At 71.3% G+C, this 16,945-nt stretch carries 16 protein-coding genes; 14 read left to right on the top strand and 2 right to left on the bottom strand.

All coding sequences use genetic code 11. The features are described 5' to 3' along the window. Nucleotides 1–3: 3 nt before the first annotated feature. Both FH610_RS12530 and bldD read right to left on the bottom strand, forming a co-directional pair. Nucleotides 4–1,248: an arginine deiminase gene (locus FH610_RS12530; RefSeq protein ID WP_139574482.1), complete on the bottom strand. Its 1,245-nt coding sequence runs from the start codon at nt 1,246–1,248 to the stop codon at nt 4–6. 129 nt (nt 1,249–1,377) lie between these two features. Continuing rightward, nucleotides 1,378–1,872 (bottom strand): transcriptional regulator BldD, encoded by a 495-nt coding sequence (gene bldD / locus FH610_RS12525; RefSeq protein WP_030508976.1) that lies wholly within the window; start codon nt 1,870–1,872, stop codon nt 1,378–1,380. A 487-nt stretch (nt 1,873–2,359) separates the two neighbouring features. On the opposite strand from bldD, the gene pyrR reads away from it, so the two are divergent. The 14 genes from pyrR to metK all read left to right on the top strand — a co-directional run bounded on the left by pyrR (nt 2,360) and on the right by metK (nt 16,800). Then, nucleotides 2,360–2,917, top strand: a complete 558-nt coding sequence (gene pyrR, locus FH610_RS12520; protein ID WP_139574481.1) for a bifunctional pyr operon transcriptional regulator/uracil phosphoribosyltransferase PyrR — start codon at nt 2,360–2,362, stop codon at nt 2,915–2,917. Further along, nucleotides 2,914–3,849 carry an aspartate carbamoyltransferase catalytic subunit gene (locus FH610_RS12515; RefSeq protein ID WP_139574480.1) on the top strand — a complete coding sequence of 312 codons (936 nt, stop codon included), beginning with the start codon at nt 2,914–2,916 and terminating at the stop codon, nt 3,847–3,849. Before pyrR ends, FH610_RS12515 begins: the two co-directional genes overlap by 4 nt. Continuing rightward, a complete protein-coding gene (locus FH610_RS12510) occupies nt 3,846–5,177 on the top strand; it encodes a dihydroorotase (RefSeq protein WP_240808915.1) in 1,332 nt (443 codons plus the stop codon). The genes FH610_RS12515 and FH610_RS12510 overlap by 4 nt, the downstream gene beginning before the upstream one ends. Beyond that, nucleotides 5,174–6,292 (top strand): glutamine-hydrolyzing carbamoyl-phosphate synthase small subunit, encoded by a 1,119-nt coding sequence (gene carA / locus FH610_RS12505; protein ID WP_139574479.1) that lies wholly within the window; start codon nt 5,174–5,176, stop codon nt 6,290–6,292. Before FH610_RS12510 ends, carA begins: the two co-directional genes overlap by 4 nt. Then, nucleotides 6,285–9,563: a carbamoyl-phosphate synthase large subunit gene (carB, locus tag FH610_RS12500; protein ID WP_139574478.1), complete on the top strand. Its 3,279-nt coding sequence runs from the start codon at nt 6,285–6,287 to the stop codon at nt 9,561–9,563. The genes carA and carB overlap by 8 nt, the downstream gene beginning before the upstream one ends. A gap of 73 nt (nt 9,564–9,636) precedes the next feature. Then, nucleotides 9,637–10,494, top strand: coding sequence for a dihydroorotate dehydrogenase electron transfer subunit (locus FH610_RS12495; RefSeq protein ID WP_139574477.1), 858 nt, complete (start codon nt 9,637–9,639; stop codon nt 10,492–10,494). A 21-nt stretch (nt 10,495–10,515) separates the two neighbouring features. After that, on the top strand, nt 10,516–11,490 hold the full coding sequence (locus FH610_RS12490; protein WP_139574476.1) for a dihydroorotate dehydrogenase: 975 nt from the start codon (nt 10,516–10,518) through the stop codon (nt 11,488–11,490). Then, nucleotides 11,487–12,185, top strand: a complete 699-nt coding sequence (gene pyrF, locus FH610_RS12485; RefSeq protein WP_139574475.1) for an orotidine-5'-phosphate decarboxylase — start codon at nt 11,487–11,489, stop codon at nt 12,183–12,185. Before FH610_RS12490 ends, pyrF begins: the two co-directional genes overlap by 4 nt. 219 nt (nt 12,186–12,404) lie before the next feature. Beyond that, nucleotides 12,405–12,728: an integration host factor, actinobacterial type gene (gene mihF / locus FH610_RS12480; protein ID WP_030450375.1), complete on the top strand. Its 324-nt coding sequence runs from the start codon at nt 12,405–12,407 to the stop codon at nt 12,726–12,728. Between the two features lie 137 nt (nt 12,729–12,865). After that, a complete protein-coding gene (gene gmk, locus FH610_RS12475) occupies nt 12,866–13,423 on the top strand; it encodes a guanylate kinase (RefSeq protein WP_240808934.1) in 558 nt (185 codons plus the stop codon). A 1-nt stretch (nt 13,424) separates the two neighbouring features. Then, entirely contained in the window at nt 13,425–13,688 is a 264-nt protein-coding gene (gene rpoZ, locus FH610_RS12470; RefSeq protein ID WP_030508986.1) for a DNA-directed RNA polymerase subunit omega, read from the top strand. Between the two features lie 14 nt (nt 13,689–13,702). Continuing rightward, nucleotides 13,703–14,989, top strand: a complete 1,287-nt coding sequence (gene coaBC / locus FH610_RS12465; protein WP_139574473.1) for a bifunctional phosphopantothenoylcysteine decarboxylase/phosphopantothenate--cysteine ligase CoaBC — start codon at nt 13,703–13,705, stop codon at nt 14,987–14,989. Between the two features lie 68 nt (nt 14,990–15,057). Further along, the gene (locus FH610_RS12460; RefSeq protein ID WP_079320031.1) at nt 15,058–15,426 is read left to right on the top strand and encodes a hypothetical protein; all 369 of its coding nucleotides are present in this window, start codon (nt 15,058–15,060) and stop codon (nt 15,424–15,426) included. Nucleotides 15,427–15,612: 186 nt separating this feature from the next. Continuing rightward, nucleotides 15,613–16,800 (top strand): methionine adenosyltransferase, encoded by a 1,188-nt coding sequence (gene metK / locus FH610_RS12455; RefSeq protein WP_139574472.1) that lies wholly within the window; start codon nt 15,613–15,615, stop codon nt 16,798–16,800. Nucleotides 16,801–16,945 lie beyond the last annotated feature (145 nt).

Raw genomic sequence — 16,945 nt, 5'->3', positions numbered from 1 at the left:
TGATCAGACGGGGTCGCGCTCCAGCGGGCAGCTCATGCACCGTGGCCCGCCGCGCCCGCGGCCGAGCTCGCTGCCCCGGATCGTGATGACCTCGATGCCGTGCCTGCGCAGGTGGTTGTTGGTCGTGGTGTTGCGCTCGTAGGCCACGACCACGCCGGGTTCCAGCGCCAGCACGTTGCAGCCGTCGTCCCACTGCTCGCGCTCGGCCGCGTGCACGTCCTGCGTCGGCGTGAGGACCTTGATGTCGTCAAGGCCGAGGGCCCGCGCGATCGCCTTGTGCATGTCCTCCGGCGGGTGGTCGGTGACCTTCAGCTCCTTGTCGGTGTCGCCCGGCTCCACCGTGTACGACGGGAGCATGCCGAGCCCGGCGTACTTGGTGAACACGCCCACGTCGACGTTGGTCATCACGGTGTCAAGGTGCATGAACGCACGGGTCTTGGGCAGGTCGAGCGCCACGATGCGGGTCGCCGACCCCGCCCGGAACAGATTGGTCGCCAGCATCTCCACGGCCTGCGGCTGGGTGCGCTCGCTCACCCCGACGAGCACGACGCCGTTGCCGAGCACCAGGACGTCGCCGCCCTCGATGGTGGCCGGGGCCATGCGCACGCCCTCGTACCAGACGTTGAACCCGCCGGCGTCGGGGTTGCCGTATCCCGCGGCGAACAGCGGGTGCCACCGGTAGACCGCCTCGTAGTTGACGGTCTCCCGCCTGCGCGCCTTCTTGCGCATCGCGTTGATCGACACCCCGTCGTACACCCAGCAGGAGGTGTCGCGGGCGAACAGGTGGTTGGGCAGCGGCGGGAGGACGAAGTCGTCCATGCCGAGCGTGTGGAAGGCGATGGAGCCGGGGTCGCAGCCCAGCTCCATGATCTCGCGTTTGGTGATCCCGCCGGTCAGCAGCGGCGCGAGCGTGTCCGCGTCGAGGGCGTCGAGTGTGTTGCGGATCGCGTCGGCGGCCAGCGGGCCGAACCAGTGCTCGTCGACGCTGCCGTCGAGGATGTGCTTGCGCGCGTCGGGGATCTCGATCACCTCCCGCAGGAGGTCGCCGAGGTGGTGCACCGTGACGCCGCGCCCGGCCAGCACCTCGCACCACTCCCGGTGCTCCTCCAGCGCGCGGTGCACCCACAGCACGTCGTCGAACAGCAGGCCGTCCTTGTTGCCCGGGGTGAGCCGCTTGAGCGCGAGTTCGGGTATGTCGACCAGGACCCGGCGAAGCCTGCCCACCTCGGAGCCCACGTAAAACGTCATGTCCTGACCTATCCCCGCGTGGCGGGAATCACTCGTACCGGCGGCTCCCCCTTGCGGAGGCGCCGCCCGTGACTACGCCGGAGAGGACGGGCATCGGCGCGGGGAGCCGCGTACGAACCGGGCGGGAGGTCAGAAGGACTCGACGGCGCGGCGGGCCTCGGCGTCGAGCACACCCCAGTGGATGAACTCCTCGGTCAGCTCGACCGGCGACTTGTCATAGATGACCGCGAGCGAGCGCAGGTCCTCCTGCCGGATGGACAGCACCTTGCCGTTGTAGTCGCCCCGCTGGCTCTGAATGGTGGCGGCGTAACGGGCAAGCGGGCCGGCCTTGTCCTTCGGCAGCTGCGACAGCCGCTCCAGGTCGATGACCAGCTTGGGAGCGGGCGCAAGCGGGCTGGGGGCGGCTCCGCCCGGAAGAAGCTCCGACACCGGCACTCCGTAGAAATCCGCGAGCTCGGCGAGCTTCTGCACGGTCACCGCGCGGTCGCCCCGCTCATAGGAGCCAACGACGACGGCCTTCCACCGTCCGCGGGACTTCTCTTCCACACCGTGCAGGGACAGCCCCTGCTGGGTCCGGATGGCGCGCAGGCGCGCGCCCAGCGACTTGGCGTAGTCAGACGGCATCGTGTGGCCCCCGGCTTTCTATGACTCTTCTCACTTGATTGTGCGTCCTTGTCCTAAGCGTTCCGAACACCGGGGCTGGTGCCCGTGACCGGCACCTTCGGTGACCGCTGCGTCGGGTTTTACCCAGGAAGGTCGCGTGTTGTGGTTACGGACAGTGACGGTAAAGCCGACACTCCCAAAGGTCAAGCTGATTGGAAAAAAGAGCGTCAAACAGTGCTCTCACCGAAATCACCGACACCCGGCGCGATGCGGCTTCCGATCCCGGCCCGCCCCCCGCCCGGCCCCCGAACGTCCCGGAACGTGACCGGAACGTCACCGGAAGGTTCCCGAAGGTCCCCGGCACGTCTCGTCACGCCGAGGGCGAACGACTCCTCCGGGGCCATCACCCCTGGCGGGAGGGGGGTTCGCAGACGGCCCTGATACTCTAAGCAGAACCGACACCCTTTTAAGACCCGTCCCGTGAGGCGGGAAAGGCGGTGACTTTTTCATGTCTGATGCCCGAAATCAGGCCCGTGCCGTCCTGGAGGGGCCCGACATCCACCGGGCGCTCACCCGGATCGCACACGAGATCCTCGAACGTACCAGGGGCGCGGAGAGCGTCGTCCTGCTCGGCATCCCCACCCGCGGCGCCACCCTCGCGCATCGCATCGCCGGGCGCATCGCGCAGTTCGAGGGGATCAAGGTCCCCGTCGGCGCCATCGACGTCACGATGTACCGCGACGATCTGCGCCTGCGGCCCGCGCGCCCGCTCGGCCGCACCGAACTGCCCCCGGACGGCGTGGACGGCAGGACCGTCGTCCTCGTGGACGACGTCCTCTACTCCGGCCGCACCGTGCGCGCCGCACTCGACGCGCTGAACGACGTGGGCAGGCCCAGGGCCGTCCAGCTCGCCACGCTCGTCGACCGCGGCCACAGGGAGCTGCCGATCCGCGCCGACTACGTCGGCAAGAACCTGCCGACCTCCAAGAGCGAGAAGGTCAAGGTCTTCCTGGAGGAGACGGACGGGCGCGACGCGGTCGTGCTCATCAAGGAGGACGACCGATGAAGCGTCACCTGATCTCGACCGGCGACCTCACCCGCGACGACGCGCTCCTCATCCTCGACACGGCCGAGGAGCTGGCGCGGGTCTCGCAGCGGTCCATCAAGAAGCTGCCGACGCTGCGCGGCCGCACGGTGGTGAACCTCTTCTTCGAGGACTCCACCCGGACCCGCATCTCCTTCGAGGCCGCGGCCAAGCGCCTGTCGGCCGATGTGATCAATTTCTCGGCCAAGGGGTCGAGCGTGTCCAAGGGCGAGTCGCTGAAGGACACCGCGCTCACCCTGGAGGCCATGGGCGCCGACGCCGTGGTGATCAGGCACAGCGCCTCGGGCGCGCCGCATCGCCTGGCCACCTGGGTGCGCGGCAGCGTGGTCAACGCCGGGGACGGCACCCACGAGCACCCCACCCAGGCGCTGCTCGACGCCTTCAGCATCCGCCGCCGGCTGGGCCGGCTGGAGGGCCTGAAGATCGCCGTCGTGGGCGACGTGCTGCACAGCCGGGTCGCCCGGTCCAACGTGCTGCTGCTGCACACGCTCGGCGCGGAGGTGACGCTGGTCGCGCCGCCGACCCTGCTGCCGGTGGCGGTCGGGACCTGGCCCTGCCAGATCTCGTACGACCTCGACGCCGTGCTGCCCAAGTCGGACGTCGTGATGATGCTGCGGGTCCAGCTGGAGCGGATGAACGCGGCCTACTTCCCCTCGGCGCGGGAGTACAGCCGCCGCTACGGCCTCGACCGCGACCGCTTCGCCCGCCTGCACGACGACGCCATCGTCATGCACCCCGGCCCGATGAACCGCGGCATGGAGATCTCCGCGGAGGTCGCCGACTCGCCGCGCTCGACGATCGTCGAGCAGGTCGCCAACGGCGTGACGGTCCGGATGGCCGTCCTCTACCTGCTGCTCGGCGGTTCCGAGCCCGCGATCGGAGGCGCCGAATGAGCACGTACGACCATCACGAGGAGACTGTGACCACCATCCTCATCAGGGGCGCCCGCATCCTGGGCGGCGCCCCGAGCGACATCCTGCTGCGCGACGGCGTCGTGGCCGAGACCGGCGACCTCGCGGGCGCGAAGGCCGACCAGACGGTCGACGCCGACGGGCTGGTCGCCCTGCCCGGCCTGGTGGACCTGCACACCCACCTGCGCGAGCCCGGCCGGGAGGACGCCGAGACCGTCGAGACCGGCACCCAGGCCGCGGCGCGGGGCGGGTACACCGCCGTCCACGCGATGGCCAACACCTCCCCGGTGGCCGACACCGCCGGCGTGGTGGAACAGGTCTGGCGGCTCGGCCAGGAATACGGCCACTGCGACGTGCAGCCCGTGGGCGCCGTGACCTCCGGCCTCGAGGGCCGCCAGCTGGCCGAGCTCGGCGCGATGGCCGACTCCGCGGCCCGCGTGCGGGTCTTCTCCGACGACGGCAAGTGCGTGTCCGACGCCGTGCTGATGCGCCGGGCGCTGGAGTACGTCAAGGCGTTCGACGGCGTCGTGGCCCAGCATGCCCAGGAGCCGAGGCTGACCGAGGGCGCCCAGCTCAACGAGGGCGAGGTGTCGGCCAGGCTCGGCCTGACCGGCTGGCCGGCGGTCGCGGAGGAGGCGATCATCGCGCGCGACTGCCTGCTCGCCGCGCACGTCGGCTCCCGGCTGCACGTCTGCCACGTCTCCACCGCGGGCTCCGTCGAGATCATCCGCTGGGCCAAGTCGAAGGGCTGGGACGTGACCGCCGAGGTCACCCCCCACCACCTGCTGCTGACCGACTCCTGCGCGGAGAGGTCGCCGCTCGGGCCGTACAACCCGATCTACAAGGTGAACCCGCCGCTGCGCACCGCCGAGGACGTGCGGGCGCTGCGCGAGGCGCTGGCCGACGGCACGATCGACTGCGTGGCCACCGACCACGCCCCCCACCCGGTCGAGGACAAGGAGACCGAGTGGGCCGCGGCGGCCATGGGGATGATCGGCCTGGAGACCGCCCTGTCCGTGGTCCAGGAGGCCATGGTCGAGACCGGGCTGCTCGACTGGGCCGGCGTCGCCGACCGCATGTCCGCGCGGCCGGCCGCGATCGGCCGCCTGACCGGGCACGGCCGCCCGATCGAGCCCGGCGCCCCCGGCAACGTCACGCTGTACGACCCGTCGGTCCGGCAGACCGTCGACCCTGCGGCGATGGCGTCGAAGAGCCGCAACACCCCCTACGAGGGGCTGACCCTGCCCGGCCGCGTCGTCGCCACGTTCCTGCGCGGCCGGCCCACCGTTCTCGAAGGGAAGCTCGTATGACAGCCCTGCTCGTGCTCGAGGACGGACGCGTCTTCGAGGGAACGCCGTACGGCGCCGTGGGCGAGACGTTCGGCGAGATGGTCTTCAACACCGGCATGACCGGCTACCAGGAGACGCTCACCGACCCCTCCTACCACCGCCAGATCGTCGCGATGACCGCCCCGCACATCGGCAACACCGGTGTCAACGACGAGGACCCCGAGTCCCGCAGGGTCTGGGTCGCGGGCTACGTGGTGCGCGAGCCGTCCCGGATCCCGTCGAACTGGCGCTCCCGCAGGACGCTCGACGACTACCTGCGCGACCAGGGCGTGGTCGGCATCGCGATGCCCGGCACCCGCGCCCTCACCCGCCACCTGCGCGAGCGCGGCGCGATGCGCGCGGGCATCTTCAGCGAGGGCGGCGAGATCGCCGACCTGGTCGAGCGGGTGCGGCGCTCGCCCGGCATGGAGGGCGCCGACCTGGCCCGCGAGGTCAGCACGGCCGAGCCGTACGTCGTGCCGGCGGTCGGGCGCAAGCGCTTCACCGTCGCCGCGGTCGACCTCGGCATCAAGGCCATGACCCCGCAGCGGATGTCCGAGCGGGGGTGCGAGGTGCACGTGCTGCCCGCGACCGCCAAGGCGGCCGACATCCTCGCCCTCGACCCCGACGGCGTCTTCTTCTCCAACGGCCCCGGCGACCCCGCCGCGGCCGGGTACGCGGTCGAGTCCCTGCGTGAGGTGCTGGACGAGAGCGTGCCGTTCTTCGGCATCTGCTTCGGCAACCAGATCCTCGGCCGGGCGCTCGGCCTCGGCACCTACAAGCTGCGGTACGGCCACCGCGGAGTGAACCAGCCGGTGCAGGACCGCAGGACCGGCAAGGTCGAGATCTCCGCGCACAACCACGGCTTCGCCGTGCGCGCGCCGCTCGACGGGCCCTTCGAGACCCCGTACGGCGCGGCCGAGGTGAGCCACGTCAACCTCAACGACGACTGCGTGGAGGGGCTGCGCCTGCTGGACCGCCCCGCGTTCAGCGTGCAGTACCACCCCGAGGCGGCCGCGGGCCCGCACGACGCGGCGTATCTGTTCGACGAGTTCTGCCAGCTGATGGACGACAAGAAGGGGGCCAAGGGTGCCTAAGCGTACGGACATCAGGTCCGTCATGGTGATCGGCTCCGGCCCGATCGTCATCGGACAGGCGTGCGAGTTCGACTACTCCGGCACCCAGGCCTGCCGCGTCCTGCGCAGCGAGGGATTCCGGGTCATCCTCGTCAACAGCAACCCCGCCACGATCATGACGGACCCGGAGTTCGCCGACGCCACCTACGTCGAGCCGATCACGCCGGACATCGTCGAGAAGATCATCGCCAAGGAGCGGCCCGACGCGCTGCTGCCCACGCTGGGCGGCCAGACGGCGCTCAACACCGCCGTGGCGCTGCACGAGGCGGGCGTGCTCGACAAGTACGGCGTCGAGCTGATCGGCGCCGACATCGACGCCATCCAGGCGGGGGAGAACCGCGAGCGGTTCAAGGAGATCGTCGCCAAGGTCGCCGCCGAGCACGGCCTCAACGCCGAGTCGGCGCGCAGCCTGATCTGCCACACCATGGACGAGTGCCTGCGCGCGGCCGGCGAGCTGGGCTACCCGCTCGTCGTGCGCCCGAGCTTCACCATGGGCGGCGCGGGCTCCGGCTTCGCCCACGACGAGCAGGAACTGCGCCGCATCGCCGGCGCCGGCCTCGACGCGTCCCCGACCACCGAGGTGCTCCTGGAGGAGTCGATCCTCGGCTGGAAGGAGTACGAGCTCGAGGTCATGCGGGACCGCAACGACAACGTGGTCATCGTGTGCTCCATCGAGAACATCGACCCGATGGGCGTCCACACCGGCGACAGCGTGACGGTGGCGCCCGCGCTGACGCTGACCGACCGCGAGTACCAGAACATGCGCGACGTCGCGATCGCGGTCATCCGCGAGGTCGGCGTGGACACCGGCGGCTGCAACATCCAGTTCGCGGTCGACCCGCAGACCGGCCGGATGATCGTCATCGAGATGAACCCGCGCGTGTCGCGGTCGTCGGCCCTGGCGTCCAAGGCCACCGGCTTCCCCATCGCCAAGATCGCCGCCAAGCTCGCGATCGGCTACACCCTCGACGAGATCCCCAACGACATCACCAAGGAGACCCCGGCGTCGTTCGAGCCGTCGCTCGACTACATCGTGGTCAAGGTGCCGAGGTTCGCGTTCGAGAAGTTCGCCGGGGCCGACCAGACGCTGACCACCCACATGAAGTCGGTCGGCGAGGCGATGGCGATCGGCCGCTCCTTCCCCGAGGCGCTGCAGAAGGCGCTGCGGTCGCTGGAGAAGAAGGGGTCGTCGTTCAGCTGGGCGGGCGAGCCCGGCGACCTGGACGAGCTCCTGGACGCCTGCCGCACGCCGCACGACGGGCGGCTGCGCACCATGCAGCAGGCCATCAGGGCGGGCGCGACCCCCGAGCAGGTCCACGAGGCCACGTCGGTGGACCCGTGGTTCGTCGACCAGCTCTTCGCGATCGACGAGGTCGCCCGGTCGATCACCGCGCTCGACCGGCCCACCCTTGAGCTGGCCAAGCGGCACGGCTTCAGCGACGCGCAGATCGCCGAGATCCTGGGCGTGCCGGAGCCCGAGGTGCGGGCCAGGCGCCACGAGCACGGCGTCCGGCCCGTCTACAACACCGTGGACACCTGCGCCGCCGAGTTCGCCGCGCGCACGCCGTACCTCTACTCGACGTACGACGAGGAGAACGAGGTGCCGGTGGGCGACCGGCCCAAGGTGATCATCCTGGGCAGCGGGCCCAACCGCATCGGCCAGGGCATCGAGTTCGACTACGCCTGCGTGCACGCGTCGTTCGAGCTGGCCAAGGCCGGCTACGAGACCGTGATGGTCAACTGCAACCCCGAGACCGTCTCGACCGACTACGACACCTCCGACCGGCTCTACTTCGAGCCGCTCACGCTGGAGGACGTCCTGGAGGTCGTGCACGCCGAGCGGGAGACCGGGCCGGTCGTCGGCGTCATCGTGCAGCTCGGCGGTCAGACGCCGCTCGGGCTCGCCCAGGCGCTCAAGGACGCGGGGGTGCCCGTGGTCGGCACCTCGCCCGAGTCGATCCACCTCGCCGAGGACCGCGGCGCGTTCGGGCAGGTCCTCGCCGAGGCCGGGCTGCCCGCGCCGAGGCACGGCACCGCGACGACCGTGGAGGAGGCGCGGGCGGTCGCCGAGGAGATCGGCTACCCGGTGCTCGTGCGGCCGTCGTACGTGCTCGGCGGCGCCGGCATGGCCATCGTGTACGACGAGGACACCCTCGGGGCGTACATGGCGAAGGCGGCCTCCGAGCACCCGGTGCTGATCGACCGGTTCCTCGACGACGCCATCGAGATCGACGTGGACGCGCTGTTCGACGGCGAGGAGCTCTACCTCGGCGGCGTCATGGAGCACATCGAGGAGGCCGGCATCCACTCCGGCGACTCGGCGTGCGCGCTGCCGCCGATCACGCTGGGCGGCTTCGACATCAAGCGGATCCGCGCGGCCACCGAGGCCATCGCCCGCGGTGTGGGCGTGCGCGGCCTGCTGAACGTCCAGTACGCGATGGCCGCCAACGTGCTGTACGTCCTGGAGGCCAACCCCAGGGCCAGCCGTACGGTGCCGTTCGTGTCCAAGGCCACGGCGGTGCCGCTGGCCAAGGCGGCGGCGCGGCTGATGCTGGGCGCGACGATCGCCGAGCTGCGCGCCGAGGGCATGCTGCCGGCCGACTACGACGGCGGCACGCTGCCGATGGACGCGCCGGTCGCGGTCAAGGAGGCGGTGCTGCCGTTCAACCGGTTCCGCGGCGTGGACACCGTCCTCGGGCCGGAGATGCGCTCGACCGGCGAGGTCATGGGCATCGACGAGTTCTTCGGCACGGCCTTCGCCAAGTCGCAGTCGGCGGCCTACGGCGCGCTGCCGACCAAGGGACGGGCGTTCGTCTCGGTCGCGAACAAGGACAAGCGGGCCATGATCTTCCCCGTGAAGGCGCTCGCGGATCTCGGCTTCGAGATCCTGGCCACGGAGGGCACGGCCGAGGTGCTGCGCCGCAACGGCGTCCGTGCCAAGATCGTGCGCAAGCACAGCGACGGCACCGGTCCCGACGGCGAGTCGACGATCGTGCGGCGCATCCTCGACGGGGAGGTGGACCTCATCGTGAACACCCCGTTCAGCAGCCCCGGCCAGTCCGGGCCGCGCCTGGACGGGTATGAGATCCGCACCGCCGCCGTCAACCGCGGCATCGCCTGCATCACGACCGTCCAGGGCCTGGCCGCCGCCGTGCAGGGCATCCAGCACATCGTCAGAGGCGACATCGACGTGTGTTCCCTCCAGGAACACGCCAGGAGGCTGCGAGACTAGCCCGGGACACGCGGAGGGCTTGGGCGCCCGGAGCCGCGCGAGCGGAGCGAGCGCCAGGAACAGGGAGCAGGGAGTGGCCGGCAGTCCGGTTCAGGTCACGGGCACGGTGCTGACGACGCGCCGCGTGGACGCCTACCATGCGCTGACCGTCGTCGCGCCGGGCATCGCCGACCGGTTCCGGCCCGGCCACTTCGTCACGGTCGCCGTCGGGGGCCGCGACTCCTCGATGCTCACCCGGCGGGCCTTCACGATCCACGACGTGAAGCCGGACTACGGTGGCACGGTGGAGCTCGTCTTCGGCGTGCGCGGTGCCGGGACGGCCTGGCTCGCCGACCTGCGGGCGCGCGACACGCTCGACATGGTCGGCCCGCTCGGCCGTCCCTTCCCTCTGCCCCGCGACCCCTGCACCTGCGTGCTGGTCGGCGACGAGCACGGCGCGGCGCCGCTGTTCGCGCTGGGGGACGCGCTGCAGCAGCGGGGCTGCCGCATCGACTTCGTGCTGGGGGCGCCGTCGGCCGACCGGGTCTTCGGGGCGCTGCGGGCCCGCCGGATGGGCGAGACGACCACGCTGACGACCGAGGACGGCTCGCTGGGCATGCGCGGCAAGGTGACCGACGTGCTGCCCGGCGTGATCGCCGACGCGCGGGCCGACGCGGTCTACGCGTGCGGGCCGATGGACACGCTGCGCGGCGTCACGGCGGTCGCCGTCGAGCTCGGCATCCCCGTGCAGGTGGCCGTGGAGGAGTCCATGGCCTGCGGCATCGGCGTCTGCATGACGTGCGTGGTGCCGGTCATCGGCGACGACGGGGTGACCCGCATGGTCCGCGCCTGCACCGAAGGGCCGGTGTTCCGGGGCGAGCGGGTGCGGTTCGACGACGTCGGCACGATCCCGTTCGACGCGCTCGGCGCGCCCGGCGGACGGCATGTCTGAGCCGGGGCGGGGGAGGCGGCCGTGACCGCCGACCTGCGGACCTACCTGGCCCATGTCGAGCTGCCCAACCCGGTGCTGACCGCCTCAGGCTGCGGCGGGACCGGCCGCGAGCTGGCCCAGTTCTCCGACGTCCACCGGCTGGGCGCGTTCGTCACCCGGTCGATCACCATGGCCCCCCGTGCGGGACGGCCGACGCCGCGGATGGCCGAGACCCCCTCCGGGCTGCTGAACGCCGTGGGCCTGCAGGGCCCCGGCGTCGAGGCGTTCCTGGAGCGCGAGCTGCCCTGGCTGGCCGAGCGCGGGGCCCGCACGGTCGTGTCGATCGGCGGCGGCACCGTGACCGAGTACACCGCGCTGGCGCGGCGCCTGGCCGGCGTCGACGGCATCACCGCCGTGGAGATCAACCTGTCGTGCCCGAACGTCGAGGACCGCGGCAGGGTGTTCGCCCGCGACGGGGCCGCCGCGGCGGAGGTCGTGGCCTCGGTGCGCGCGGCCACGCCGTACGAGGTGCCGGTGATCGCCAAGCTGTCCCCGGACGTGGCGGACGTCGTCGCGGTCGCACGCGCGTGCGTGGACGGCGGCGCCGACGCCCTCGCGATGATCAACACTCCGGTCGGGATGAGCATCGACGTGGACACGATGCGCCCCTCGCTCGCGGCGGGCACCGGCGGCCTGTCCGGCCCCGCCGTACGGCCCCTGGCGGTGCGCTGCGTATGGCAGGTCCACGCGGCGCTGCCGGGAGTGCCGATCATCGGCATGGGCGGCGTCTCGACCGGCAGGGACGCCCTTGAGCTCGTCCTGGCGGGCGCCTGCGCCGTCGCGGTGGGCACGGCGCTGTTCCACGACCCCTACGCCTGCCCGCGGGTCCTGAGGGAGCTTGAGGAGCTTCTGCAGGAGCGCGGGTTCGACCGGCTCGCCGACGCCGTGGGCCTGGCCCACCGCCCGGCGGGCGCGCAACCACGAAAACGAACAGATCTCGAGGAGAGTTCGCTTTGACCACGCCCGCTCCCATCGCCGTCGCCCTGGACGCGCCCGACCTGGAGACCGCGGCCCGCTGGGCCGGCTTGGTCACCCCGCACGTCACCACGGTGAAGGTGGGACTGGAGCTCTACCTGCGGTACGGGCCCGACGTGATCGCCTCGGTGCGCGGCGCGAGCGGCGTGCAGGTCTTCCTGGACCTCAAGCTGCACGACATCCCGAACACCGTCGGCGCCGCCGCCCGGGCGGTCGCCCGGCTCAAGCCGACGTACCTCACCGTGCACGCCGCGGGGGGCCCCGCGATGGTCAGGGCGGCCGTCGAGGGGGCCCCCAACACCCAGATCGCGGCCGTGACGCTCCTGACGTCGCTTTCTGAGGCCGATCTCCGCGAGATCGGTATCCAGGGACCCCCCGCGGACGCCGCGCGCCGTATGGCCGCCGTGGCCGTCGGGGCGGGCGCCCAGGCCCTCGTCTGCTCGCCCAGGGAGGTCGCCGCCGTACGCGCGGAGGTCGGTCCGGACGTGACATTGATCACCCCCGGCGTACGGCCCGTCGGCGCCGACACCCAGGACCAGGCGCGGGTGGCCACTCCGGAGGACGCGATCGCACACGGGGCCGACCTCCTCGTGATCGGACGGCCCATCACCGGGGCGCCCGACCCGGGCGCGGCGGCCGCCGCGATCGCCGCCGCGCTGCGCCGTGTGAGCCCCTGATCGAGCGCCGGGCGGTCTCCGGCGCCGTCACCATGCGTCATCCCGCTCCGGGCCTGCTGAGGCGGTTTTGATCTACGAAGAGTGACTTTTCCAATACCAAAAGTAGTAAAATCAATTTTGTAGTCCGAGAAACCGCCCTTGACGTTGCCGTTACGGCCAAGACCAGCTAGTTTCCCCTCCCGTCCGAGTACATCGACAAGAAATTCGAGGTGACCCGGCGTGGCTCTTCCTCCCCTGACCCCCGAGCAGCGCGCCGCAGCTCTTGAGAAGGCTGCCAAGGCACGCAAGGAGCGTGCCGAGGTCAAGAACCGGCTCAAGCACGGCGCGGTTTCTCTGGCTGAGGTGCTGAAGGATGGGCAGACCGACGACGTCATCGGCAAGATGAAGGTCTCGGCTCTGCTGGAGTCGCTCCCTGGCGTCGGCAAGGTCCGCGCCAAGCAGCTCATGGAGCGCCTTGGTATCGCCGAATCCCGCCGCGTGCGGGGTCTCGGCGCCAACCAGCGCGCCTCCCTGGAGCGCGAGTTCGGCGGCGCCGAGAGCTGATCTCGGCGGCGTACGAGCGAGTTTCACGGGGGTACGGAGTGACCGACACGTCCCGGTCCGCTGGAGATCGGGCCCACGAGGCAGTCGCGACCAGCGGGTTCAGGACGCGCGGCGGTGACTCCAGGCCTCGCCCGCGCCTGACGGTCCTGTCCGGTCCGTCGGGTGTGGGGAAGTCCACGGTCGTCGCCGAGCTCCGGCGGTCCCACCCTGAGGTGTGGCTGTCGGTCTCGGTGACTACCCGGAAGCCCCGTCCGGGGGAGCAGCACGGCGTGGAGTACTTCTTCGCCGGCAACGACGAGTTCGACGAGCTCGTCGCCTCCGGCGAGCTTCTGGAGTGGGCCGAGTTCGCCGGCAACCGGTACGGCACGCCCAGGCGGCCGGTGCTGGAGAAGCTGGCGGCAGGCGTCCCCGCTCTGCTGGAGATCGACCTGCAGGGCGCCAGGCAGGTGCGTACGACCATGCCCGATGCCCTGCTGGTGTTCCTGGCCCCGCCGAGCTGGGAGGAGCTGGAGCGGCGGCTGCGCGGCCGCGGCACCGAGCCTCCCGACGTGATCGCCCGCCGCCTGGAGGTGGGCCGGATCGAGCTGGCGGCGGAGAAGGAGTTCGATCTCACGATCGTCAACACGTCCGTCAAGGGCGTGTGCCACCGGCTGATAACCTTGATGGGACACTCACCTAGCCAGGGGAATCACTGACGTGGCAAGCAGCTCCGCCTACGCGGAAGGCATCACCAACCCGTCGATCGACGCGCTTCTCGACATCGTCGACAGCAAGTACAGCCTTGTGATCATGGGTGCGAAGCGGGCGCGCCAGATCAACGCTTACTACTCTCAGCTCGGCGAGGGCCTGCTGGAGTACGTGGGGCCCCTCGTGGAGACCCACGCCCAGGAGAAGCCGCTGTCCATCGCCCTGCGCGAGGTCTCCGAGGGCCTGCTCACCTCTGAGCCCATCGAGGGCTGAGCACCACTCCGTCGATGACGTCTGTCGTGCTGGGCGTGAGCGCCGGCATCGCGGTCTACAAGTCCTGCGAGCTGCTCCGCCTGTTCACCGAGTCGGGTCACGACGTGCGCGTCGTGCCGACCCGGGACGCTCTGCGGTTCGTGGGCGAGCCGACCTGGGCGGCGCTGTCGGGCAATCCGGTGACCACCGAGGTGTGGGAGTCGGTGCACGAGGTGCCGCACGTGCGCATCGGGCAGTCCGCCGATCTGGTGGTCGTCGCCCCGGCGACGGCGGACGTGCTGGCCCGCGCCGCGCACGGCATGGCCAACGACCTGCTCACCAACACCCTGCTCACGGCGCGGTGCCCGGTGGTGTTCGCGCCCGCGATGCACACCGAGATGTGGGAGCACCCGGCCACGCGGGCGAACGTGGCGACGCTGCGCGAGCGCGGCGCGATCGTGATCGAGCCCGCCGTCGGCAGGCTCACCGGCGCCGACACCGGTCCTGGGCGGCTGCCCGACCCCGCCGAGATCTTCGAGGTGTGCCGGCGTGTGCTGGCGGGCCGGCGCGAGGACCTGGCCGGGCGGCACGTCGTCGTCTCCGCCGGGGGCACCCGCGAGGCGATCGACCCCGTGCGGTTCATCGGCAACCGGTCTTCCGGGCTGCAGGGATACGCCCTCGCCCGTACGGCCGTCGCCCGGGGCGCGGAGGTCACGCTCGTGGCGGCCAACGTGACGCTGCCCGATCCCGCCGGCGCGAAGGTCGTGCGGGTGGAGTCGGCGCGGCAGCTGCGCGACGCGGTCCTCGCGGCGGCCGAGCACGCCGACGCGGTCGTGATGGCCGCCGCGGTCGCGGACTTCCGGCCCGTACGGCAGAGCGACACGAAGATCAAGAAGTCGTCCGCCGAGCCCGACCCAATCCATCTGGTGAAAAATCCGGACATCCTGGCCGAGCTGGGGGAGGTTCGCCGGGCCAGGCTGGAGGCGTACGCCGCGGGCGCCGCGGCGGCGGGCGGCGGGCGCGAGACCGGCGAGGGTCTGGCCGCCGCGAAGGAGGCCGGGGCGGACGGGCCGCGTCCCCGGGTGATCGTGGGATTCGCGGCGGAGACCGACGACGTCCTGGCCAACGGCCGGGCCAAGCTGGAGCGCAAGGGCTGCGACCTGCTCGTGGTCAACCAGGTCGGGGAGAACCTGGCGTTCGGCACGCCGGACAACGCTGCCGTCGTCCTCACGGCGGAAGGCGGGTCCGTGGAGATTCCGAGGGGTCCCAAAGAGGATCTCGCCGACGTAGTGTGGGATTTGGTGGCGCAGCGTCTCGCCTGACCTTCGCGTGGTGCCGGCGCGGGCGCCCGCCCCGCCCCCACAGGTCGTGTGTCGAGGGAGCGATCGCCATGCCGGTGTCCGCCACGATCAGGGAGCGCTGCCGGGCGATGCTCGGTCCCGGCGAGGACATCCGCTACGTGTTTCCCGCGGTGGCCCTGCCGCCTCCCGCCACGATCGGTTTCCTCGTCGTGGTGACGGACCGGTCGATCACCCTGTTGTCCACCAAGATGTTCAGCAGGGACGAGCCGTCAGGGGTGTGGGCGCGCTACCCCCGCCGCACCCGCCTCGGGCCGGTCGAGTTCGGGTCGGGGCCCCGCATCGAGATCGGTGGCATGACCCTGGAGGTCGACGACGAGTACGCCGCCGTGGTGGCGGCGGCGGACGCGGAGGCGTTCTCGCCCGGTGACCTGCCCAGAGATCCCCTGCCCGACCTCTGACACGCCGTCCGCGAGCGCGGCGGGTCTTCCCGCCGGCGGCCGACCCGGCGACCCGAACCCGGATGGCTTCGCGGCTCCGCAGCGCCTAGGGCTAGACTCGCGTGAGCATCGAGTGGCCGCGGTGGGGCTGGGCTCTACCGCCGGTCACTCATGGACGTCAGCAGCCGCTGCATGAGGAGCCCTGAGTTGTCCCGTCGCCTGTTCACCTCCGAGTCGGTCACCGAGGGCCACCCGGACAAGATCGCCGACCAGATCAGTGACGCGATTCTCGACGCCATGCTCAAGGACGACCCCAAGAGCCGGGTCGCCGTCGAGACGCTCATCACTACTGGCCAGGTCCACGTCGCCGGCGAGGTGACGACGGAGACCTATGTCGACATCCCCGCCCTGATCCGCGAGAAGATCCTCGAGATCGGCTACGACGCCTCCCACAAGGGCTTCGACGGCGCCTCCTGCGGCGTGTCGGTGTCCATCGGAGCGCAGTCGCCGGACATCGCGCAGGGCGTGGACGACGCCTACGAGCACCGCGCGGGCGAGGGTTCCGACGACTTCGACCGTCAGGGCGCGGGCGACCAGGGCCTGATGTTCGGCTACGCCTGCCGTGAGACCCCCGAGCTGATGCCGCTGCCGATCCAGCTCGCGCACCGGATGGCCCGGCGCCTGTCCGAGGTGCGGAAGAACGGCACCGTTCCCTACCTGCGCCCGGACGGCAAGACCCAGGTCACCATCGAGTACGACGGTGACCGGCCCGTCCGCCTCGACACCGTTGTCGTCTCCACGCAGCACGCTCCGGAGATCGACCTGCGGGAGATGCTGACGCCCGACATCCGCGAGCACGTGGTCGAGCCGGTGCTGGCCGACCTGGAGATCGAGACCGAGGGCTACCGCCTGCTGGTCAACCCGACCGGCCGCTTCGAGATCGGCGGGCCCATGGGCGACGCCGGGCTCACCGGCCGCAAGATCATCATCGACACCTACGGCGGCATGGCCCGGCACGGCGGCGGCGCCTTCTCCGGCAAGGACCCGTCCAAGGTCGACCGCTCGGCCGCGTACGCCATGCGCTGGGTCGCCAAGAACGTCGTCGCGGCCGGCCTGGCCGACCGCTGCGAGGTCCAGGTCGCCTACGCCATCGGCAAGGCCCAGCCGGTCGGTCTGTTCGTCGAGACGTTCGGCACCGAGAAGGCGCCGGTCAACGTGATCCAGGACGCGGTGCTCCAGGTCTTCGACCTGCGTCCTGCCGCGATCATCCGCGACCTCGACCTGCTGCGCCCGATCTACTCCGAGACCGCCGCCTACGGCCACTTCGGCCGTGAGGGCTTCTCCTGGGAGTCCACGGACCGGGCCGACGCCCTGCGTAAGGCCGCGGGCCTGTGACCTGCGCCTGACGAGCTCCGCGATCATCGTCGCACCGGGCGGCGCCCGCCACTGAGGGCGGGCGCCGCCCGCGCGTGCCCGGCGGATACCCGGACGTCCACAGGCGGCGGGCGTACGTGTGATTACGGCTCGCGGGGTCTGGTAG

The sequence above is a fragment of the Microbispora catharanthi genome (assembly GCF_006334915.2).
Taxonomy (GTDB): Bacteria; Actinomycetota; Actinomycetes; order Streptosporangiales; family Streptosporangiaceae; genus Microbispora; species Microbispora catharanthi.
This window is presented reverse-complemented; position numbering and strand designations above follow the sequence as displayed.